Annotated in this window: 19 protein-coding genes; 12 read left to right on the forward strand and 7 right to left on the reverse strand. The window is 64.3% G+C overall.

All coding sequences use genetic code 11. The features are described 5' to 3' along the window. Positions 1-68: 68 nt before the first annotated feature. Positions 69-956: a LysR family transcriptional regulator gene (locus tag AB4118_RS11875; RefSeq protein ID WP_441489906.1), complete on the reverse strand. Its 888-nt coding sequence runs from the start codon at positions 954-956 to the stop codon at positions 69-71. A 96-nt stretch (positions 957-1,052) separates the two neighbouring features. On the opposite strand from AB4118_RS11875, the gene ampC reads away from it, so the two are divergent. Then, the gene (gene ampC, locus AB4118_RS11880; RefSeq protein ID WP_441489907.1) at positions 1,053-2,228 is read left to right on the forward strand and encodes a class C beta-lactamase; all 1,176 of its coding nucleotides are present in this window, start codon (positions 1,053-1,055) and stop codon (positions 2,226-2,228) included. Between the two features lie 132 nt (positions 2,229-2,360). On the opposite strand, the gene AB4118_RS11885 is transcribed toward ampC, so the two are convergent. From AB4118_RS11885 to AB4118_RS11895, 3 genes are all read right to left on the reverse strand, one after another. Further along, the gene (locus AB4118_RS11885; RefSeq protein ID WP_441489908.1) at positions 2,361-3,776 is read right to left on the reverse strand and encodes an FAD-binding oxidoreductase; all 1,416 of its coding nucleotides are present in this window, start codon (positions 3,774-3,776) and stop codon (positions 2,361-2,363) included. A 176-nt stretch (positions 3,777-3,952) separates the two neighbouring features. Continuing rightward, a complete protein-coding gene (locus AB4118_RS11890; protein WP_441489909.1) occupies positions 3,953-5,329 on the reverse strand; it encodes a M20/M25/M40 family metallo-hydrolase in 1,377 nt (458 codons plus the stop codon). 177 nt (positions 5,330-5,506) lie between these two features. Beyond that, complete coding sequence (locus AB4118_RS11895) at positions 5,507-6,199, reverse strand: GntR family transcriptional regulator (protein WP_441489910.1); 693 nt, start codon at positions 6,197-6,199, stop codon at positions 5,507-5,509. Positions 6,200-6,410: 211 nt separating this feature from the next. Between AB4118_RS11895 and AB4118_RS11900 the strand changes: the two genes are divergently transcribed. Together AB4118_RS11900 and AB4118_RS11905 are read left to right on the forward strand one after the other, a co-directional pair. Further along, positions 6,411-7,244: a transporter substrate-binding domain-containing protein gene (locus tag AB4118_RS11900; RefSeq protein WP_441489911.1), complete on the forward strand. Its 834-nt coding sequence runs from the start codon at positions 6,411-6,413 to the stop codon at positions 7,242-7,244. Between the two features lie 108 nt (positions 7,245-7,352). Beyond that, positions 7,353-7,796, forward strand: coding sequence for a type II 3-dehydroquinate dehydratase (locus tag AB4118_RS11905; protein WP_441489912.1), 444 nt, complete (start codon positions 7,353-7,355; stop codon positions 7,794-7,796). 18 nt (positions 7,797-7,814) lie between these two features. Here AB4118_RS11905 and AB4118_RS11910 read toward each other — a convergent pair whose 3' ends face one another. Beyond that, positions 7,815-8,504, reverse strand: a complete 690-nt coding sequence (locus AB4118_RS11910; RefSeq protein WP_441489913.1) for a TetR/AcrR family transcriptional regulator — start codon at positions 8,502-8,504, stop codon at positions 7,815-7,817. Between the two features lie 210 nt (positions 8,505-8,714). Between AB4118_RS11910 and AB4118_RS11915 the strand changes: the two genes are divergently transcribed. From AB4118_RS11915 to AB4118_RS11950, 8 genes are all read left to right on the forward strand, one after another. After that, the gene (locus AB4118_RS11915; protein WP_441489914.1) at positions 8,715-9,383 is read left to right on the forward strand and encodes an amino acid ABC transporter permease; all 669 of its coding nucleotides are present in this window, start codon (positions 8,715-8,717) and stop codon (positions 9,381-9,383) included. A gap of 10 nt (positions 9,384-9,393) precedes the next feature. Beyond that, positions 9,394-10,035 carry an amino acid ABC transporter permease gene (locus AB4118_RS11920; RefSeq protein ID WP_441489915.1) on the forward strand — a complete coding sequence of 214 codons (642 nt, stop codon included), beginning with the start codon at positions 9,394-9,396 and terminating at the stop codon, positions 10,033-10,035. Positions 10,036-10,131: 96 nt separating this feature from the next. Next, positions 10,132-10,974, forward strand: a complete 843-nt coding sequence (locus AB4118_RS11925) for a transporter substrate-binding domain-containing protein (protein WP_441489916.1) — start codon at positions 10,132-10,134, stop codon at positions 10,972-10,974. Positions 10,975-11,048: 74 nt separating this feature from the next. After that, complete coding sequence (locus AB4118_RS11930; protein WP_441489917.1) at positions 11,049-11,780, forward strand: amino acid ABC transporter ATP-binding protein; 732 nt, start codon at positions 11,049-11,051, stop codon at positions 11,778-11,780. Between the two features lie 13 nt (positions 11,781-11,793). After that, positions 11,794-12,828 (forward strand): Gfo/Idh/MocA family protein, encoded by a 1,035-nt coding sequence (locus AB4118_RS11935; RefSeq protein ID WP_441489918.1) that lies wholly within the window; start codon positions 11,794-11,796, stop codon positions 12,826-12,828. A 15-nt stretch (positions 12,829-12,843) separates the two neighbouring features. Then, entirely contained in the window at positions 12,844-13,692 is an 849-nt protein-coding gene (locus AB4118_RS11940) for a shikimate dehydrogenase family protein (RefSeq protein WP_441489919.1), read from the forward strand. Beyond that, entirely contained in the window at positions 13,689-15,596 is a 1,908-nt protein-coding gene (locus AB4118_RS11945; protein ID WP_441489920.1) for a bifunctional sugar phosphate isomerase/epimerase/4-hydroxyphenylpyruvate dioxygenase family protein, read from the forward strand. Before AB4118_RS11940 ends, AB4118_RS11945 begins: the two co-directional genes overlap by 4 nt. A 10-nt stretch (positions 15,597-15,606) precedes the next feature. After that, the gene (locus tag AB4118_RS11950; RefSeq protein ID WP_441489921.1) at positions 15,607-16,437 is read left to right on the forward strand and encodes a 3-oxoadipate:acetyl-CoA acetyltransferase; all 831 of its coding nucleotides are present in this window, start codon (positions 15,607-15,609) and stop codon (positions 16,435-16,437) included. 210 nt (positions 16,438-16,647) lie between these two features. Here AB4118_RS11950 and AB4118_RS11955 read toward each other — a convergent pair whose 3' ends face one another. Together AB4118_RS11955 and AB4118_RS11960 are read right to left on the reverse strand one after the other, a co-directional pair. Beyond that, positions 16,648-17,745 (reverse strand): pyridoxal phosphate-dependent aminotransferase, encoded by a 1,098-nt coding sequence (locus AB4118_RS11955; RefSeq protein WP_441489922.1) that lies wholly within the window; start codon positions 17,743-17,745, stop codon positions 16,648-16,650. Between the two features lie 35 nt (positions 17,746-17,780). Next, positions 17,781-18,791 (reverse strand): amino acid ABC transporter substrate-binding protein, encoded by a 1,011-nt coding sequence (locus AB4118_RS11960; protein WP_441489923.1) that lies wholly within the window; start codon positions 18,789-18,791, stop codon positions 17,781-17,783. A gap of 200 nt (positions 18,792-18,991) precedes the next feature. Between AB4118_RS11960 and AB4118_RS11965 the strand changes: the two genes are divergently transcribed. Continuing rightward, positions 18,992-19,792, forward strand: coding sequence for an HpcH/HpaI aldolase family protein (locus AB4118_RS11965; protein ID WP_441489924.1), 801 nt, complete (start codon positions 18,992-18,994; stop codon positions 19,790-19,792). Positions 19,793-19,807 lie beyond the last annotated feature (15 nt).

The following is a 19,807-nucleotide window of genomic DNA, read 5'->3' on the forward strand; positions in this document are numbered from 1 at the left end:
GGCACTTCAATGCAGGCGCACTGGACACTTCGGCCGCCGGCCGAATGCTGCTGGCGCAAATTGCCGAATTACTCGTTCCGAGAATCCGGTTCCTGGGCCGCAATCCAGTCGGCGAAGGCCAGCATGGCAGCCGTCGGCTTCCGCGATTTGAGCTTGGTCAGCCAATAGCTTCCAAGCGAGATCGAGGCCGGGAACGGTCGCCGGATCGAGCCGTTGCGCAATTGGCGCGAGAACATGAGAGCCGGGGCGAGGGCTACTCCGACCCCTTGTTCGGCGGCCTCCATCATCGCGAGCGACGAGTCGAAGACGATGGCGCCTGCAATGTTGGGCGGCATGTCCGCGCCAGTGGCAGCAAACCAGCGGCTCCACTCGTCCATGCGGTAGCTGCGCAACAGAGTGAGCGTGCCGAGATCCTGCGGCGCATGGAGGGCGGCGGCCAGTTCGGGCGTACAGAGCGGCGTCAGGGGCGCCTCGAACAGCTCCGTAGCATCGAGACCGTGCCAGGCGCCGTTGCCGAACCGAATGGAGAAGTCCAATCCTTCGGCAGCCAGATCGACCCGATTGTTGTTCGTGGAGAGCCTCAGCTCGACGAACGGATGAGCGCGCCTGAAGTCCTCGAGCCGGGGCAGCAGCCAGCCGACCGCGAAGGTGCCCACCGCTCCGACCACGAGCAGTTCGCGGACCTTTCCCGACCCAACCCTGTCGAGCGTCGTGGCCAGGCGATCGAAGGCATCGCTCACGACGGGAAGGAGGGCTTCGCCCTCTGCCGTGATCCTGAGGCCGCGCGGGAGCCTGCGGAACAACTGAACGCCCAATCTCTGCTCGAGAGAGCGAACCTGCTGGCTCACGGCGGCTTGCGTCACCGCGAGTTCGATGCCGGCCCGCGTGAAGCTGAGATGCCTGGCCGATGCTTCGAACGCCCGCAACGCGTTGAGTGGCAGAAAAGGTCGAACCATCGATGCCCAAATTTAACTTATGGCTGATCCGACTTATCATCGTTTGCCGGGAGTTCGAAGGGGTCATAAACGGCGCTCATTCCGAATTGGAAGGAGATGCCCTTGTCCAAACGACTCTATGCCGGTCTGGCAGCCAGCGTTCTCGCCGGCACGCTGGGCAGTCTGTCCAGCGCCCACGGCGCAGGCCCCGATCAGGACGCCCGCGTGCGCCAGGCCGTCGACGAAGCGGTGAAGCCGGTGATCGAGCAGCACGGGATCCCCGGCCTGGCTGTTGCCGTGACGATCGATGGAAAGCGCTACTTCATCGAGTACGGCCTGGCCTCGAAGGAACCCAGGGTTCCTGTTACGCGGGACACGCTCTTCGAGCTGGGGTCGATCAGCAAGACCTTTACGGCGACGCTCGCGACCTATGCCGAGATCGAGGGCAAGTTGTCGCTGAACGACAGTGTCAGCCAACACATGCCCGAGTTGAAGGGCAGTGCCCTGGACGATGTGCGATTGCTGGATCTCGGCACGCATACGGCTGGCGGCTTTCCGCTTCAGGTCCCTGACGACGTCAAGGATCAGAAGCAGCTCATGGCCTATTATCGCGCCTGGAAGCCGCGCTTCACTCCCGGCACATACCGAAATTACGCCAACCCGAGCATTGGTCTTCTCGGCGTCGTCACCGCGAAGGCGATGGGAGCAAGCTTCGAGACGTTGATGGAGCGGCGATTGTTCCCGGATCTCGGGCTGCGCCGGACCTATATCAACGTCCCCGCGGCGGAAATGAAGAGTTACGCGTGGGGCTACAACCGGGAGGACAAGCCGATGCGGGTCTCCCCGGGCCTCCTCGCGACCGAAGCCTATGGGGTCAAATCCAATGCCGTCGACATGATCCGCTTCCTGGAGGTGAACATGGGCATCGGCACCGTGCCGGGGAAGGCGGCCGTCGCTGCGCGGGCGACCCATACCGGGTATTTCCGCGCGAGCGAGCTCATCCAGGATCTGATCTGGGAGCAATACCCCTATCCGGTCGAGCTGGATAAACTCGTCGCCGGCAACTCGGCCAAGATGATCCTGAACGGCGTCCCCGCGGTTGCGATCGAGCCGCCGATGGCGCCGCGGAGCGACGTGATCCTCAACAAGACCGGGTCGACCAATGGCTTTGGCGGCTACGTCGCCTATGTCCCGGCAAAGAAGATCGGGATCGTCATGCTCGCGAACAAGAACTACCCCAATGATGCGCGGGTGAAGGCCGCGCATCAGGTGTTGTCGCGGCTTGCCGAGTAAGTCTGGCTGGTTGCATTCGCCTGACGAAGGACAAACGGAGCAGGCTGCCTTGCAGGGGCCGCGCGTCCTGCTGCTACCGCTCCGATTGTGCCGTGATGCCGCGACGCGCGGACCCGAAATCGAGCGGCCGCGTCAGACCAGCCGCACCGCCTTGCCCGGATTCATCAGGTTCGCAGGGTCGAACTGGCGCTTGACGCCTCGCATCAGCTCCAGGTCGAATGGCGGCTTATAGATTTCGATGAGGTCGCGCTTGAGCTCGCCCAGGCCGTGCTCGGCGCTGATGCTGCCGTCGAAAGCCTCGACGAGATCATAGAGCGCCGTCTCGACCTGCTTATGCAGTGCGTGGCGCTCGGTGGCGTCGGCACCGGCCGGTGCCAACAGATTGAAATGCAGATTGCCGTCGCCGATATGGCCGAAAACGATCGGGCGCAGGCGCGCGTCGATCGCATTCAGCGCCGTCAGGCAGCGATCGACGAAAGCCGGGATGGCGCTGATCGGGGTGGAGACATCATGGCTGAAGCTGGGGCCTGCGCGCTTCTGTGCTTCCGTGATGTTCTCGCGGAGTGCCCAAAGCTGCTCGGCCTGTGCCAGGGAACGGGCGATGACGGCGTCTTCGACGATCTCCTGCTCGAAGCCTTCGGAGAGAACACTCTCCAGGATCGCTTCGAGCGGAATTTCCGGCGTCGCCGCATCGAGTTGCAGCAGCACATAGACGCCGCCGCGTAGTGCCGGTTGGATGACATGCGGAGCATGGGTTTCGACCAGGGCGCGGCAGTCCTCGGTAAAGCACTCGCAGCCAGAGAGGACGTCGGCAGCGCGCGAGCGGGCTAGCTGGAACAGGCGCAAAGCCGCTGCGAAATCCCGGACGCTGGCCAGGGCGGTCGCGCGCGCCTGCGGTGCAGCGTGCAGTTTCAGCACGGCGGCGGTGACGATGCCGAGAGTTCCTTCCGAACCGATGAAGAGATGCTTCAGGTCGTAACCGGTGTTGTCCTTGCGCAACGCGCGCAGGCCGTTCCACACCCGGCCGTCGGGCAGCACGACCTCCAGCCCGAGCACCTGGTCGCGCATGTTGCCGTAGCGCAAAACCGCCGTTCCGCCGGCATTGGTGGCGATCGTGCCACCGATCTGGCAACTGCCTTCGGCGGCGAGGCTGACGGGAAAGAACAGGCCGGCATCGCGTGCGCGCTGCTGCAAAGTCTGCAGAACTACGCCGGACTCCACGATGGCAACGGCGTTGACGGTGTCGATCTCGCGGATGCGGTTCATGCGGCCAAGCTGGACGACAACCGCTTGGCCGCTGTCATCGGGAATCCCCCCGAAGACGAGGCCGGTATTCCCGCCCTGCGGGACCAGCGGAACGCGGTGGCGCTGGCTCCAAGCTGCGATCTCTGCGACCTGCCGGACGTCGGCTGGCCGGACCACAGCGCGGGCAAGTCCGTGTCGCCGGCCGCGCCAGTCCTCGCAGAACGGCGCGATGGCGTCAGCGTCGGTCAGGACATGGTCGGCTCCAACGATCTGCTCGAGCTCGTTCAGGGGGGGCGTGGACATTGCGTTCTCCTGGAAAGCCGCGAGCGTGAACGTGAGGGTTGAACCGCAGCCCGCATGAAGCAGGCGGCGGTTCAATCATGTCCGCCGAGCCTAGTCGATCTTCGTCTGAGGCCAGCCGTGGTCATCGTGGATTGCGGTGAAGGCCGGGCGGGCTACAGCTCGCCCGGCTCAGGTGTTCAGCGTGCCGGCGACTGACCGAGTTCGTGCAGGAGCGCCGCGCCGGTGCGAAGCCCGCTGTAGAAGCAGTCGAGAGTCAGGTTCTCATTTGGCGCATGGTTCGCTTCGTCGGGGTTCGCGTAAGGGGTGACGAAGGCGGGAATGCCGAGGATCTTGGTGAAGACATAGCCTGGCAGGCTGCCGAACCCCGCGGGGATCAGCAGTGGCTCTTCGCCCTGGGCCTTGACAAAGGCCTGGCGCAACGGCGTCGTAAAGGGCGAGGCGATGGGAGTCTTCGAGGGCTGCATCCCCCTGTCCTGAGCGATGAACTCGACCTCTGGGGCATGCTTGGCCACATGGTCCGCGACCTTGCGCAGAATGTCCTCCGGGTCCTGCGCCTCGACCAAGCGGATATCGCATTTCACGAAAGCTTCGTTCGGCAGCACGGTCTTGGTGCCGGGCCCGCCATAGCCGCCGTGGAAGCCGTTGATGGTCAGTGTCGGACGAAAGCAGAGGCGCTCGTAGAAGGGGCGGTCGGCAGGTGCGTCCAGGCGATCAAGCCCCAGGTTCTGCTTCACCGCCTCGGCGGCGCGGGGGAGGCGCTCGATAGCCGCGAGTTCCTCTGGTGTCGGCGGCTCGATATCGTCGTGGAGGCCCGCGATGGTGATCTCGCCCGCAGCATCCTTCATGGTGCCGAGCAGGTGTACGAGCGTCCAGATCGGATTTGGCACCACGCCACCGAAATTGCCGGAATGCACGTCCCGATTGGCGTGACGACAGCGCAGATCGAAGGAGATCACGCCGCGTGAGCCGAACTTGATCGCGGCCGCACCGCTGGCATGGCGCGGACCATCGGCCGTGACGGCGAGATCGGCCCTCAGCTTGTCCTTGTTGGCCCGCACGAAGTCGGCGATGTGCGGGCTGCCGATCTCTTCCTCGCCTTCCAGCAGGAGGATGACATTGCAGGGAAGCGTGCCATGCACCTTAAGATGCGATTCGATCGCCATCATCTGTGCGAAATGCTGGCCCTTGTTGTCGCCGACCCCGCGCGCATAGAGCCGGCCGTCGCGGATCGTCGGCTCGAAGGGCGGCGAGAGCCATTTGTCGAGCGGATCGGGAGGCTGCACGTCATAGTGGCCGTAGAGCAGCACTGTGGGCTTGCCCGGCGCCTTTTCCCAACGCCCGATGACCATGGGGTGCCCTTCGGTGGGCACCAGTTCGGTCTCGAGCCCGATATCGGTCAGCATCTTGACCAGCAGTTCTCCGACTTCAGCGATGCCGATATTCTCGGCACTGATGCTCGGGTGGCGCAGATAATCGATCAGACGATCAAGGAAAGGGGCGCGGTTCGCCTCGATATGATCGAAAACCGCGGCCAAGGTGTCGGAGGAAGCCATAAGTCTTGCACCTGCCAGAATTAGGAGAGCCAAAGTCGCACCCGTTCTGGTTACGATGGCCGCGGCAAACCCGTCCATGCGCGACATGAATGCGCGCCATCTCCGGACGCTGGATGCCGGTCCGTCGCTGCTGTCGCCAACGGCCTTGCGACGGCCGGGCCGATGGCGTCTGCTGGATCAGGTGATCAGTTGATTGTGAAAGGCGAAGTCGAGGCAGCCCTGGATGTGCTGCTCCAGAATAGCCTGAGCCTCCACAGCGTCCCGCCTCAGTGCACAGCCGAGCAGCGCCTTGTGCTCTTCGGCTGCAATCGCGCCGCGGAAGATCACGAAGACCATCTGGTACCGAAGGTAACGGTCATAGACGCCGGAATGGACATTCAGCAGGGCCTTGGAGCCGCAGGCCGAGACCAGGGCCTGGTGAAATTCCCAGTCGTAGCGCTTCCACTGCTCCGCTTGCGTGCGGTCGCCCGCGAGCAGGCTCGCTTCCATCCGCGCCAGCTTGTGATGGGCGGCAACGACGCGGCCTTCCCATTCCATGTCGCCGGACTGGAATGACTGCGCCAGGGCGCTCCTCTCGATGAGCAGCCGAAGCGCCGCGATCTCCTTCAGATCCTCGGCCGAGCACGGCGCAACCTGGAAACCGCGCTGTCCCTCTGCCGTGATCAATCCTTCCGGAGTGAGGCGGCTGAAGATCTCGCGCAAGGTGCCGATTCCGACGCCATACGCTGTCCGCAATTTTTCCAATGGCAGGCGTTGGCCGGGGCGGAGACGCCCGAAGACGATGTCCGTGCGGATGCGCTCATAAGCTTGTTCTCCGGTCGAGATCGGCGCGATGTCGTCGCCTGCAAAATCCGTCACGATGTCCGCCATGCCCTGCGCGCACCTTTTTCGAGAGGGCCGTCCTACGACGCGTGCGGCCTCCGCGCCAGAACCAATGAGTGACGGCTGAAATCAAGATCATCGGATGATTATGATATTATAAGTTGATGGCGGCTTCGCTAGATGTAATGTGCTCGCGAGGTCGCCTAAGAGGCGCCCAATGACGGCAGAGCCGTAACGGCCATCCCGGGGAGGAACGAGAATGATCAAGTCGAAATTGAACCGCCGTCAGGCTCTGTTGGCTGGCGCGGTCGGGCTTGCGGCGCCCGGCCTGCTGCTGCGGCCTGCGCTGGCGGTGACGCCGGCGGAGATCAAGGCGAAAGGCAAGCTGGTCGTGGGTATCCAGGGCGACAATCCGCCCTGGGGCTTCGTCACCAGCGCCGGCAAGCAGGATGGGCTGGATGCCGATATCGCGGCGCTCTTCGGCAAGGAGCTCGGCGTCCCCGTCGAGTTCGTGCCGCTCGAGGTCAATAATCGCATCCCGGCCCTGACCACGGGGCGCGTCGATGTGCTGTTTGCGACGATGGCGATGCTGCCCGAACGGGCCAAGGTGGTGCAGTTCAGCAAGCCCTATGTCGCGAACACGATCGTGCTGATCGGGCCGAAATCGGCGGTGATCAAGACCAACGAGGACATGGCGAAGTTCACCATTGGCGTGGCCAAGGGCGCAGCCCAGGATACCCAGGTCACCAAGAACGCGCCGGCCAGCACGACGATCCGGCGCTATGACGGTGACGCTCCCAGCATCCAGGCGCTGGTCTCGGGCCAGGTCCAGGCGCTTGGCGGCAACATCTTCTACATCCAGCGTATCGAGCAGGCCCGGCCGGGCGAATTCGAGAACAAGCTCGAATTCCAGAACCTCTACAACGGCGCCTGCACCCGGCAGGGCGAGAAGGAGATCAACGCCGCCCTCAACGCCTTCATCGACAAGATCAGGGCCAATGGCGAGCTCCAGAAAGTCTACGACAAGTGGATGAAGGTTCCCGTCCACAAGTTCCCCGACAGCCTCGAAGGCATCTCCTTCACCGCAAGCTGAGCGCGCTGCTCGCTCGCTCCTTCAGATTTTGCCTGCAGGCCGGCCGCGTTGACTCCGGCCTGCACGCGCCTTGGCGCGCATGCGCGACGAGGCGCCAAGGATATCGACATGAGCAATCGCATCTACGTCCTCAACGGCCCCAATCTCAATCTGCTCGGCCAGCGCGAACCCGCGATCTACGGAACGACCACGCTCGATGAGGTTCGACAGCGCTGTATCGAGAAAGCCGGGACGCTGGGTTTCGAGATCGACTTCCGCCAGACGAATTTCGAGGGCGAGCTGGTGGAGAGCGTGCATCAGGCCCGCATCGAGGCGTGCGGGATCATCATCAATCCGGCCGGCTACACCTTCACCTCAATCGCGTTGCTCGATGCCCTCAAGATGTTCGACGGTCCGAAGATCGAGCTGCACATTTCCAACGTGCATGCCCGAGAGAGCATCTACCACAATTCGCTGATCTCCCGGACGGCGACCGGCATCCTGATCGGCTTCGGCGCAGCCGGTTACGAACTGGCGATCCAGGCCATGGCCGGCCTGGTCGGGCCCAGCTGATCCCTGCGCGCCATGCGGTCAGCGGCAGAGCATGCGAAGCACGGTCTCGATCGCGCTGAGCCGTCGGCGCTCGCGGGCTTCCGGCGCCCCCATGTCGTGCCCGAAGACCTGCTGGATGCTAGCCCGGTTGGAGACATTGTAGAAACTCAGCGCGCTGATCGTCAGATGGATGTCGATCGGGTCGAGACCCTCCCGAAACACTCCCTCGCGCAGTCCGCGCTCATAGACCTCGCCGATCATGTCGATGACCGAGAGGTTGAGATCCGCGATCTTGGGAGAGCTCTGGAGATGCCGGGCATGGTGGATGTTCTCGACCATGACTAGGCGGACGAAATCCGGATTGTCGGCGTGATAGTCGAAGGTGAAACCCGTCAGCGACACGATCGCTTCGCGCGGGGGCAGGGCAGCCAGATCGAGGCTGCGCTCGAAATTGCGGATCCGGGCATAGGCCTCCTCGAGCACGGCCCGGTAGAGTCCCTCCTTGTCGCCGAAATAATAGTAGATCATCCGCTTGCTGGTGGAGGTCTTCGCCGCGATCTCGTCGACCCTCGCACCACTCAGCCCATTCTCGACGAACTCGTCACGCGCGACCGCCAGGATATTGCGGCGAACGCCGTCGGGGTCCTGGGTCCAGCTCGCGGATTTTCGCGTGCCAGCCGGCCGCGCCGGCGAGGCCGGCATCTCATTCGTCTTGCGGCTTCCAAGCATGGACAGACCCCGGCGCCGACTGTGCGGCTGTAAATGAACCGTTCAGTTCAATTGACTTGACCAATTGAACCGTTTCGTACATTTAACATCGACAGGCGATCGCGCAAGCCGAACGATCGCTCATACTCAAGGCGCCCACCCAGAGGCGCTACCGCCAAAGACGGGAATCGGATCGACCCACTCAGAAGGTCGGCCGCTCAGGGAAACGCCATGAACTACAAGCTTGATTTCACGCCTGTACTGGATGGGTTGCCGAGCCTTCTGACCGCCTGTCTGGGAACGCTGTTCCTGGCGCTCGGCGGCATGGTGCTGGCCATCGTCATCGGCATCGGCGGTGTTGTGCTGCGCGACTCGCGGATCAAACAGGTGCGCTGGCTGGTGATGGCTTTCGTCGAGCTGATCCGGAACACGCCCTTCCTGGTGCAGATCTATTTCATCTATTTCGCATTGCCGCTCCTGGGCGTGCGGCTCGACCCGACGCCGACGGCCATTATCGCGCTGGGCATCAATGGCGGCGCCTATGCCATCGAGATTATCCGTGGCGGCGTTCAGTCGATCAGCAAGGGGCAGGTCGAAGCCGGTCTCGCGCTTGGCCTGCACAAGGCGCAGGTCTTCCGGCTGATCGTTCTGCGGCCGGCGCTGCGCGCGATCTTTCCCTCACTGACCAGCCAGTTCGTGCTGCTGACGCTGACGACCAGCGTCGCCTCCGCGATCTCTGCCTATGAGCTGACCTCAGTCGCACAACGGATCGAGTCGGACAGCTTCCGCAGCTTCGAGGTCTACGGGACGGTGACGCTGTTCTACCTCGTCATATCCTGGCTGATGATGCGCTTCTTCGCGCTCATCTCCGGTCGGTATTTCAGCTATCCGGTCAAGTGAGGAGATCGTCATGGGTACAAACGAATTCCTCTTCCTCCTCACCGGACTGAAATGGACGGTCTTCCTTTCGGTGATCGGCTTCGTCGGGGGCGGTATCTTCGGGCTCGGCGTCGCTCTGGCGCGGACCTCCGGTATTCCGCTGCTGGAGCGTGCAACCTCAGGCTATATCGCCATCTTCCAGGGCACGCCGCTGCTGATGCAGCTTTTCGTGGTCTATTACGGACTGGCGCTGATCGGGTTGAAACTCGACTCCTGGGTCGCCGTCTCGATCGGCTTCACGCTGCATGCCAGCGCCTATCTCGGCGAAATCTGGCGTGGCTCAATCGAAGCCGTGCCGAAGGGCCAGACCGAGGCCGCCAAGGCGCTGAGCCTGAACTATGTCTCGCGGATGAAGGATGTGGTCCTGCCGCAGGCTATCCGCATCTCGCTGCCGGCGACGATCGGCTTCCTGGTGCAGCTGATCAAGGGAACGTCGCTGGCTGCCATCGTCGGTTTCACCGAGCTGGCCCGTGCCGGCAACATCATCTCGAACCAGATCTTCCAGCCTCTCCTCGTCTTCGGGATTGTGGGGGCTCTGTACTTCGTCATGTGCTGGCCGCTCTCGCTCTTCGGCGCGCGGCTGGAACGCCAGTTTGCCGCGGCAACACGCTGACGAGGCCGGCAACAATATCCAGACACCGCGCCAATCCAGCCAGGCAAGATCAACCAAGCAAGATCAACCAAGCAAGATCCACCAAGGGAGTGAGACATGACATCTTCGAACAAGGGATTGCTCAACCGCCGTCAGGCTCTGTTGGCCGGCGCGGTCGGGCTTGCGGCGCCGAGCCTGCTGCTGCGGCCTGCGCTGGCGGTGACGCCGGCGGAGATCAAGGCGAAGGGCAAGCTGGTCGTGGGCATCCAGGGCGACAATCCGCCCTGGGGCTTCGTCACCAGCGCCGGCAAGCAGGATGGGCTGGATGCCGATATCGCGGCGCTCTTCGGCAAGGAGCTCGGCGTCCCCGTCGAGTTCGTGCCGCTCGAGGTCAATAACCGCATCCCGACCCTGACCACGGGGCGCGTCGATGTGCTGTTTGCGACGATGGCGATGCTGCCCGAACGGGCCAAGGTGGTGCAGTTCAGCAAGCCCTATGTCGCCAACACGATCGTGCTGATCGGGCCGAAATCGGCGGTGATCAAGACGAATGAGGACATGGCGAAGTTCACCATCGGCGTGGCCAAGGGCGCAGCCCAGGATACCCAGGTCACCAAGAACGCGCCGGCCAGCACGACGATCCGGCGCTATGACGGCGATGCCCCCAGCATCCAGGCGCTGGTCTCGGGCCAGGTCCAGGCGCTTGGCGGCAACATCTTCTACATCCAGCGTATCGAGCAGGCCCGGCCGGGCGAATTCGAGAACAAGCTCGAATTCCAGAACCTCTACAACGGCGCTTGCACCCGGCAGGGCGAGAAGGAGATCAACGCCGCCCTCAACGCCTTTATCGACAAGATCAGGGCCAATGGCGAGCTCCAGAAAGTCTACGACAAGTGGATGAAGGTTCCCGTCCACAAGTTCCCCGACAGCCTCGAAGGCATCTCCTTCTCCGCAAGCTGAGCGCGGCAGGACAAAACGGAGCAGAGGCCATGAACAGCCAGTCCGCGACTGCAACCATTCAAGGGACTGACGCCATGATCAAAATGGCGGGCGTCGAGAAATGGTATGGCGAGTTCAAGGCCTTGACCGACATCAACCTGTCGGTCCGCCAGGGCGAGAAGATCGTCCTGTGCGGGCCGTCAGGTTCGGGAAAATCGACCCTGATCCGTTGCATCAACCATCTCGAACCCTACCAGAAGGGCGAGATCCGCGTCGGTGGGACGGTTCTCAGCGATGATTCCAGGATCATCGATGCCGTTCGCCGCGAGGTTGGAATGGTGTTTCAGCATTTCAACCTGTTTCCGCATCTGACGGTGCTGGAGAACTGCATGCTGGCGCCGATGCGTTCGCTTCGCGCCAGCAAGGCGCAGGCCGAAGCCACGGCAAGACGCCTGCTCGGCCGGGTCAAGATCGCCGAACAGGCGGAAAAATATCCGGTCCAGCTCTCCGGCGGACAGCAGCAGCGCGTCGCGATCGCGCGGGCCCTGTGCATGCAGCCGAAGGTCATGCTGTTCGACGAGCCGACCTCGGCGCTCGACCCGGAAATGGTCAAGGAGGTGCTCGACACCATGATCGGGCTCGCCGAGGAGGGCATGACGATGATCTGCGTCACCCACGAGATGGGGTTTGCGCGCCAGGTCGCCGACCGCGTGATCTTCATGGCGAGCGGTGCGATCGTCGAAGAAGCGCCGCCGGCTGCGTTCTTCACCAATCCGCGCCACGAGCGCACCCGGCAGTTCCTCGGCGAGATCCTGCACAATCACTGAGGAGGAGGCCGGCATGGCCGATCTGCAATCGATGCCACTGCGTCTCGGTGTCCTCGGTGCGGCGAATATCGCACGCAGCTTTGCGAGCGGCGTCGCGCCGTCGAGGACTGTCACGGTCGCTGCCGTCGCCAGCCGCGATGCCGGGAAGGCCGAACGCTTTGCGATGGAATGCGGCATTCCGCATTTTCATGGCTCCTATGAAGCCTTGCTGGCCGATCCGGAGATCGACGCGATCTACAATCCGCTGCCGAACTCGCTCCATGCGGAATGGTCGATCCGGGCCATGCAAGCCGGCAAGCATGTGCTCTGCGAGAAGCCGCTGGCGATGAATGCGACCGAGGTCCGCGCCATGGCCGCTGCTGCACGCCAGCACGGACGCCATCTCGTCGAGGCCTATCCCTACCGCGCACAAGCCCAGACGCTGAAACTGCGCGAATTGCTCAACGCGGGCGCGATCGGCAAGGTTCAGCTCATCCGATCGAGCTTTGGCGTCGCCTTCTCCGACCCGGCGAATATCCGCCTGAAGCCCGAAGTCGGCGGTGGCGCCCTTCTCGACGCGGGCAGTTATGCCGTCAGCCTGGCGCTTCTCGTCGCAGGCTCGCGGCCCGAGCGCGTCAGCGCGACGGCGCGCTGGAGCGAAACCGGCGTCGATCGCAGCGTTGCGGCCACGCTGGAATTTCCGAGCGGAGCGCTTGCGCAGATCTCGTGCAGCTTTGCCACGGCCTATCACCGCCACGCCCTGATCGCAGGAGATGCCGGAACGATCGAGACGACCTATCTCAACCATCCCCCACTCGGTGGGCCGCCGGTGCTCACGATCCGGCGTGGAACGACCGTTCAGACCGCGCCCGAGACCATCGAGGTTGCGCCCGGCAATGGGTTCCTCGCGGAAGCGGAGTCGTTCGAGCGGCTGGTGCGGCAAGGACCCGAGCACTGGACCGGCGCGACCCTGGCGGAATCCATCGATATCGCGGTGACGCTGGATGCGATCCTGGCCAGCGCCCGGTCGGGCGCAGCCGTCAGCGTCGCTGCCGAGATCAACACCTAGGAAGGCCAGTTCGTCATGATCCGCGGCACGACGAAACTCATCGCCCATCTCGGCTATCCGACCGAGAGCTTCAAGGCGCCGATGATCTACAACCCGTATTTCGAGCGAGAAGGGATCGACGCCGTCGTGGTGCCGATGGGCTGCAAGGCGGATGACTATCCGGCTTTCCTCAGGCTCTTCTTCAGGCTCTCCAACGCTCACGGCGCCCTTATCACCATGCCGCACAAGGTGACGACGACCGCGCTGGTCGACGAGGTGCAAACCACGGCCGCGATCGCAGGAGCCTGCAATGCCGTGCGGCTCGATGCCGATGGCCGGCTGGTCGGCGACATGTTCGACGGCGAGGGCTTCGTGCGCGGTGTGCTGGGCAAGGGCCGTGTGCTCAAGGGCGCGCGTGCGCTCGTCGTCGGCGCCGGCGGCGTCGGCTCGGCCATCGCAGCCTCGCTCGCCAAGGCAGGCGTCGCGGCACTCGGCCTGTTCGATACCCATGCGCCTCTGGCGAACGGCCTCGCTGACAGGCTTCGCAAGCACTATCCGAAACTGGTCGTCACTGTCGGCTCGAACGATCCGGCCGGATTCGAGATCCTGGTCAATGCGACGCCGCTCGGCATGAAGGCAGGCGATCCCTTGCCGATGGACGTTGCGCGCATCGCGCCTTCGGCCTTTGTCGGGGAAGTGGTGATGAAGCAGGAGATCACTCCCTTCCTGGCCGCCGTTCGCGCCCGCGGCTGCGCATTCCAGATCGGTGTCGACATGTTGTTCGAGCAGATCCCGGCCTATCTTGAGTTCTTCGGATTCCCCACCACGACATCGGAGGATCTGCGCTCGGTCGCACAGCTCGGCTATGAGGAGACGCGCTCATGATCCCTTCCATCGCCACCGTCTGCGTCTCCGGTACGCTTCAGGAGAAGCTCGAGGCCATTGCGGCAGCCGGCTTTCGTGCCGTCGAGATCTTTGAGAACGACCTGATCGCCTTTCCGGGCTCGCCGACAGAGGTGCGCCGGATCTGCAGCGATCTCGGGCTCGCGATCGTGACCTGCCAGCCGTTCCGCGATTTCGAGGGCATGCCCGATGCGCGGCGGGTGCGGACATTCGACCGGGCGGAACGGAAATTCGACCTCCTGCAGGAGCTTGGGACCGACCTGCTCTTCGTCTGCTCGAGCGTCTCGCCCGAGGGCTTGAGCGGCATCGACAGGCTCGCCGGCGATTTCGCCGAGCTTGGCGAGCGGGCCGCCAAACGAGGGTTGCGCGTCGGCTATGAGGCGCTGGCCTGGGGACGTCATGTCTTCGACTATCGCGATGCCTGGGAGATCGTGCGCCGGGCCGGCCGCGACAATGTCGGCATCATCCTCGACAGCTTCCACATCCTCTCGCGCGGGCTCGATCCCGCGAGCATCGGCACCATCCCGCGCGACCGGATCTTCATGGTGCAGATGGCGGATGCCCCCAAGCTGCAGATGGATCATCTCTCCTGGAGCCGCCACTGGCGCTGCCTGCCGGGGCAGGGCGATCTCGATCTGGCGGCCTTCATGAGGGCGCTCGCGTCGACCGGCTATGACGGCGTCCTGTCGCTCGAGATCTTCAACGACCGATTCCGGGCCGGCTCTGCCCGCTCGGTGGCGCTCGACGGCCATCGTTCGCTGATCTGGCTGCTCGACGAGACGGCACGGGAGCTCGGCCGGCCGGTGCCCGGCGCGGTCGAAATGCCGGCGCCCGAGCCGGTCGAAGCGGTCGAGTTCATCGAGTTCGCCATCGCCGAGGCCGAGCGGCCGGGCTTCCAGCGCCTTCTGAGCGCGCTCGGATTCAGCCGCGTCGGCGCGCATCGCTCCAAGGATGTCGATCTCTGGAGCCAGGGCGATATCCGCATCGTGCTTAACAGCGATATCGACGGTTTCGCCCATAGCTACCAGATCACGCATGGGACCTCGGTCTGCGCGATCGCGCTGAGGGTTGCAGATGCGGGCGCGGCCACAGAACGCGCGACGGCCCTGCTCGATGTGCCTCATGCCGGCGCGGTCGGGCCAGGCGAACTCGACATCCCGGCCGTGCGCGGCCTTGGCGGCAGCCTGCTCTATTTCCTGGATCAGTCTTCCGCCCTTGGACGCTGGTCGGAGGTGGATTTCGAGCCCACCGGCGCGAATGGCTCAAGCGCCGGATTGGTGGGGGTCGATCACATCTCGCAGAGCATGCAGTATGAGGAAATGCTGAGCTGGCTGCTGTTCTACTCGTCGCTGTTCAAGACAACGAAGACGCCGAGCCAGGCGGTGATCGATCCAGGGGGCGTCGTCCAGAGCCAGGTCATCGAGAGCGGGCTGGATGGTCAGGCCGGCCATGGCCTGAGACTCATTCTCAACGGCTCGCAAAGCCACCGGACGCTGTCGGCCCGCTTCATCACCGATTTCTTCGGCTCCGGCGTGCAACATATCGCCTTCGCCACGAATGATATTCGGGCGACCGTCGAACGGTTGGTGGGCAATGGCGTCGCCATGCTGCCGATTCCGGAGAACTATTACGATGACCTCGAAGCGCGGTCCGATCTGCCTCCCGAGGAGATCGATGCGCTAAAGGCGCTCAACATTCTCTACGACCGCGATGCCGGCGGCGATTTCTGGCAGGCCTATACCGCGACGCTCGATGGCGGGTTGTTCTTCGAGATCGTCCAGCGCAATGGCTATGGTGGCTATGGTGCGGCCAATGCGGGCATCCGCCTGACCGCGCAGGCGCGCCTGTCCCGTCCGATCACCGTGCCTGCGCCCACCCATGCATGAAGGCGCTGCCATGACCACACCCTGCATCATCACTGTCGCGATTACCGGCTCGCTGCCGACCAAGCGCGACAATCCCGCCGTTCCGATCACGATTGCCGAGCAGGTCGAGTCGACGCAGGAGGCCTTCGAGGCGGGGGCGACGCTGGCGCATTGCCATGTCCGCACCGACGAGGGCACGCCGACCTCCGACCCTGAGCGCTTTGGCCGCCTGCTCGAGGGGCTGCGCAAATATTGCCCGGGCATCATCGTGCAGCTCTCCACCGGAGGGCGCTCTGGGGCGGGCAGGGAACGCGGGGGCATGATCCCGCTCAAGCCGGACATGTGCTCGCTTTCGACGGGCTCATGCAATTTTCCGACGCGGGTCTATGAGAACAGCCCGGATCTCGTCGACTGGCTGGCGGCGGAGATGCTGACACACGGCGTCAAGCCCGAGATCGAAGCCTTCGATCTCTCGATGATCTTCAAGGCTGCCGAGATGGGTATCGCGGGCGCGATCAAGGGGCCCCTGCATGTCCAGTTCGTGATGGGCGTGAAGAACGCGATGCCGGTCGATCGCGCTGCGTTCGAGTTCTACATCGCGACATTGAAGCGGCTGGCGCCCGACGCGACCTGGACGGGCGCCGGAATCGGGCGCGACCAGATCACGCTGAACCGCTGGTCACTCGAACTCGGCGGTCACTGCCGCACGGGGCTGGAGGACAATGTCCGCCTCGATCGCGACACGCTCGCGCCGTCCAATGCCGCCCTCGTGAAGCGCATCGCCGAGATGGCAGGCAGCTATGACCGCCACGTGGCGTCGGTCGCAGAGGCGCGAGGTCTGTTGTCGCTGCCGACGGCGTGAGGCCGCGGCTAGTCAAGCTCCAGGTTGACGCTCCGCGACGTGGGGCGGAGCAGCATGTGTTTGTCCCAGGACAGCATCGCGGTGGCCGAAGAAGGTGCCGTAATGGCCYTTGGCGGAGGCGCCATCCTCGCGTCGGCTCTCGCCGGAGCGCTGCAGCACGAAGCGGCGCCTGCCGGGCGCCGCCAGGAACAATGAAACGCCTGCGTTTGGTCAGCCGACGGCCCGCTTCAGCACCGCGACCAGGGCAGCCATCTCATCCCTTGCGCCGATCGAAATGCGCAGGGCTCCCTGTGTACCGGGGACATCGAACATCATGATGTGGATGTTTGCCGCCTTCAGCGCCGAGAAGAATTCGGCGGCCGGTGCGGGCGTGAGGACCGCCAGGAAATTCGCCGCGCTGGGCAAGGCCACGAAGCCAAGATCCTTCAACTGGTCCGCCAGCCAGTCGCGGCCGTCCGCGGTCCTGCTGAGCAGGTCGGTGAGATAGGCGGGCTCCTTCAATGCCGCTTCGGCTCCCGCCAACGCCACGGCGTTGACGCTGAAATTGGTGCGGATCTTGCGATAGGAATCAGCCAGCGCCGGTGAGCCGACGATGCCGTATCCGACGCGGATGCCGGCAAGACCGAATGCCTTCGAGAAGGTGCGCGTCGAGATCCAGGGGCCGCTGCGGCGGCGCAGGATGGCGAGCACGTCGGGCCCGCCGGCATGATGGCCGAACTCGAAATAGGCCTCGTCGAAATGCAGCAGGGCATGATCCGGGACGCCGGCGACGAGTTGCTCCACTTCGGCCTCGTCGAGCATGCCGCCGGTCGGGTTATGCGGCGAGGCGACGAAGACGAGGCGTGTCCGGTCGGTGATGGCGCCCAGGGTGCCCACGACGTCGACGAGGCCATCGCGCCGGTTCGGAACAGATACGAGCTTTGCGCCGCGCATCGCGGCGCCCTTGGCATAGGCTGGAAAGCCAGGATGCGGCGCCACCGCCTCGTCGTCCGCGTCGAGGGCCAATTCGGCGCTGGCGAAGAGGAGTTCGTTCGAGCCGGCCCCCAGCACGATCTGTGCTGGCGGTACGGCAAGGCGCGAAGCCAGCGCTTCGATCAGCGAGGCGCCGTCATGATCGGGGTAGCGGTTCACCTGGCCGGCGGCGGCGCACATCGCCGCCACGACACTCGGAGCGGGCGGCTCCGAGGACTCGTTGAGATGCAGGCTCACCGGCGGCGGTGCTCCCTCAATGGGGGCGGGGGTGCGGCGCGCCGGGACGTTCTGCAGGCGTGCGATACGCGGAACCGGGATGACGGTGGGGTTCGACACAGCTTTCTCCGTAGTGGGCGCGGCAACGCGGATGGTCAGCGTACCGGCGGCGAATATTGCAGACCGCCCTTGCTCCAGAGATTGTTCAGCCCGCGCGCGATCCCCAGCCGCGAGCCCGCGCCGACATTGCGGTCGTGGGATTCGCCGTAATTGCCGACCTGCTTGACGATCTGCATCGCCCAATCGTTCTTCAGGCCCATTGGCTCGCCGAACTTGCCCTCGCTGCCAAGCAGGCGGCGCACCTCGGGGGAACCGGAGGCGGCGAGCTGGTCGGCATTGGCCGAGCTGACGCCAAGCTCTTCCGCAGCAACCATCGCAAAATAGGACCAGCGGACGATGCTGTTCCAGGCCTCGTCGCCCTGCCTCACGACTGGACCGAGCGGCTCCTTCGAGATCAGTTCGGGCAGGATCACGAATTCTGCCGGGTTGACCAGCTTCAGCCTGTAGGCCGACAGCGCCGAGACGTCGTTGCTGAAGACGTCGCAGCGTCCCGACTCGAAGGCCTTGGCAGCCTGGTCGCCGGATTCAAAGCTGACGGACTCGTACTTCATCCCATTCGCGCGAAAGAAGTCGGCGATGTTCAGTTCCGTGGTCGTACCGGTCGGTACGCACACCGACGCGCCGCCAAGCTCCTTGGCGGAGCCCGCGTTGAGCGACTTGCGGATCATGAAGCCCTGGCCGTCATAGTAGTTGATCCCGGCGAAGCGCAGACCGAGTTGCGTGTCGCGCGAGAGCGTCCAGGTCGCCTGGCGGGAGAGCACGTCGATTTCGCCGCTCTGCAGCGAGACGAACCTGTCCTTCGGGCTGAGGGGGATGAACTTGACCTTGCTTGCGTCGCCCAATGTGGCGGCGGCGACGGCCCGGCACAGGTCGACATCGAATCCGGTCCAGCGACCGGCCTCGTCCGGGACGGAGAAGCCCGCCACACCCGGGCTGACGCCGCAGAGCAGCTGACCGCGCTCGCGGACCTTTTCGAGTGTGCCGGCCTGGGCGGAAACCGCCAGCGCCAGAGTGAAGCCCAAGGCCGTGGTCAAGCGAGCGTGCATGTGATGGTCCTCCCCATTTGTCTGTGGTGGTGGGCGATCCATCGGCCGACCACAACGGGGTTCTTTGTTCGTTTCATTGTTTGAAACGACGGGCGCCGCGCGCGCCATTTCACAGTGCGAAATGCGCGGAGATCGCCATGCTGCGCCGGTGCCGGATGCGATGATGACGCATCCCAGCCGCTCGATCCCGTGCCGAGTCCATGCAGAACACGCCCCACAATTCCTTCCGGCGCCGCTTGCTCGATCGCGAGTCCTTGATCGGCAGCTTCATCAAGACACCGACCGGCCACGCCATCGAGATCCTCGGCGCAGTCGGCTTCGACTTCGTCGTCATCGACCAGGAGCATGCCCCCTTCGATAGGGGCTCTACCGATGTGGCGCTTCTCGCGGCCCGGGCTGCCGGGGTCGCCGGGGTCGTGCGTGTTCCGGTGCTTTCGCATGACGCGATCCTGTCGGTCCTGGATTGCGGCGCAGTCGGTGTCCTGGCGCCGCATGTCTCGAGTGTCGCGCAGGCCCGTATCCTTGCTGCCGCCTGCCGCTATCGGGGCGGTGCGCGCGGATTTTCGGGCGTGACCCGGGCCGGCGGTTACGGCGCCTTGAAGATGTGGAACCATGTCGATGCGGCCGACGCCGCCACGGCCGCCATCGCGATGATCGAGGATCCCGCTGCACTCGAGGAGATCGACGCGATCCTCGCCGTCGATGGGCTCGACGCCGTCTTCATTGGCCGCGGCGACCTTACGGTTGCTTTCGGTGCGCCGACACGGGACGCGCCTGTGGTCCGCGATGCGGTGGACAGGATCATCGCCGCAGCGAAACGGGCGAACAAGCCAGTCTGCGTCATGACCGACGGCGCCGATGAGGCCGCCGATTTTGCCGAGCGCGGTGCAAGCGCCTTCATCGTCTCGTCCGACCAGGGCTTCCTGAGGAAAGCGGCCGGCCACGCATTCAGCGAGATGTCGGCGATGAAAACCCGTGCTTCTCAGGCTGCCGTCGGCTGAACTGGAGAGATTTTC

The organism is Allobosea sp. 2RAB26 (assembly GCF_052115465.1).
GTDB lineage: Bacteria > Pseudomonadota > Alphaproteobacteria > Rhizobiales > Beijerinckiaceae > Allobosea.

Excerpts from the sequence above, each read along its gene's own strand:
- AB4118_RS11875 (WP_441489906.1), bottom strand. The coding sequence starts at position 956 with ATGGTTCGACCTTTTCTGCCACTCAACGCGTTGCGGGCGTTCGAAGCA.
- ampC (WP_441489907.1), top strand. The coding sequence starts at position 1,053 with ATGCCCTTGTCCAAACGACTCTATGCCGGTCTGGCAGCCAGCGTTCTC.
- AB4118_RS11885 (WP_441489908.1), bottom strand. The coding sequence starts at position 3,776 with ATGTCCACGCCCCCCCTGAACGAGCTCGAGCAGATCGTTGGAGCCGAC.
- AB4118_RS11890 (WP_441489909.1), bottom strand. The coding sequence starts at position 5,329 with ATGGCTTCCTCCGACACCTTGGCCGCGGTTTTCGATCATATCGAGGCG.
- AB4118_RS11895 (WP_441489910.1), bottom strand. The coding sequence starts at position 6,199 with ATGGCGGACATCGTGACGGATTTTGCAGGCGACGACATCGCGCCGATC.
- AB4118_RS11900 (WP_441489911.1), top strand. The coding sequence starts at position 6,411 with ATGATCAAGTCGAAATTGAACCGCCGTCAGGCTCTGTTGGCTGGCGCG.
- AB4118_RS11905 (WP_441489912.1), top strand. The coding sequence starts at position 7,353 with ATGAGCAATCGCATCTACGTCCTCAACGGCCCCAATCTCAATCTGCTC.
- AB4118_RS11910 (WP_441489913.1), bottom strand. The coding sequence starts at position 8,504 with ATGCTTGGAAGCCGCAAGACGAATGAGATGCCGGCCTCGCCGGCGCGG.
- AB4118_RS11915 (WP_441489914.1), top strand. The coding sequence starts at position 8,715 with ATGAACTACAAGCTTGATTTCACGCCTGTACTGGATGGGTTGCCGAGC.
- AB4118_RS11920 (WP_441489915.1), top strand. The coding sequence starts at position 9,394 with ATGGGTACAAACGAATTCCTCTTCCTCCTCACCGGACTGAAATGGACG.
- AB4118_RS11925 (WP_441489916.1), top strand. The coding sequence starts at position 10,132 with ATGACATCTTCGAACAAGGGATTGCTCAACCGCCGTCAGGCTCTGTTG.
- AB4118_RS11930 (WP_441489917.1), top strand. The coding sequence starts at position 11,049 with ATGATCAAAATGGCGGGCGTCGAGAAATGGTATGGCGAGTTCAAGGCC.
- AB4118_RS11935 (WP_441489918.1), top strand. The coding sequence starts at position 11,794 with ATGGCCGATCTGCAATCGATGCCACTGCGTCTCGGTGTCCTCGGTGCG.
- AB4118_RS11940 (WP_441489919.1), top strand. The coding sequence starts at position 12,844 with ATGATCCGCGGCACGACGAAACTCATCGCCCATCTCGGCTATCCGACC.
- AB4118_RS11945 (WP_441489920.1), top strand. The coding sequence starts at position 13,689 with ATGATCCCTTCCATCGCCACCGTCTGCGTCTCCGGTACGCTTCAGGAG.
- AB4118_RS11950 (WP_441489921.1), top strand. The coding sequence starts at position 15,607 with ATGACCACACCCTGCATCATCACTGTCGCGATTACCGGCTCGCTGCCG.
- AB4118_RS11960 (WP_441489923.1), bottom strand. The coding sequence starts at position 18,791 with ATGCACGCTCGCTTGACCACGGCCTTGGGCTTCACTCTGGCGCTGGCG.
- AB4118_RS11965 (WP_441489924.1), top strand. The coding sequence starts at position 18,992 with ATGCAGAACACGCCCCACAATTCCTTCCGGCGCCGCTTGCTCGATCGC.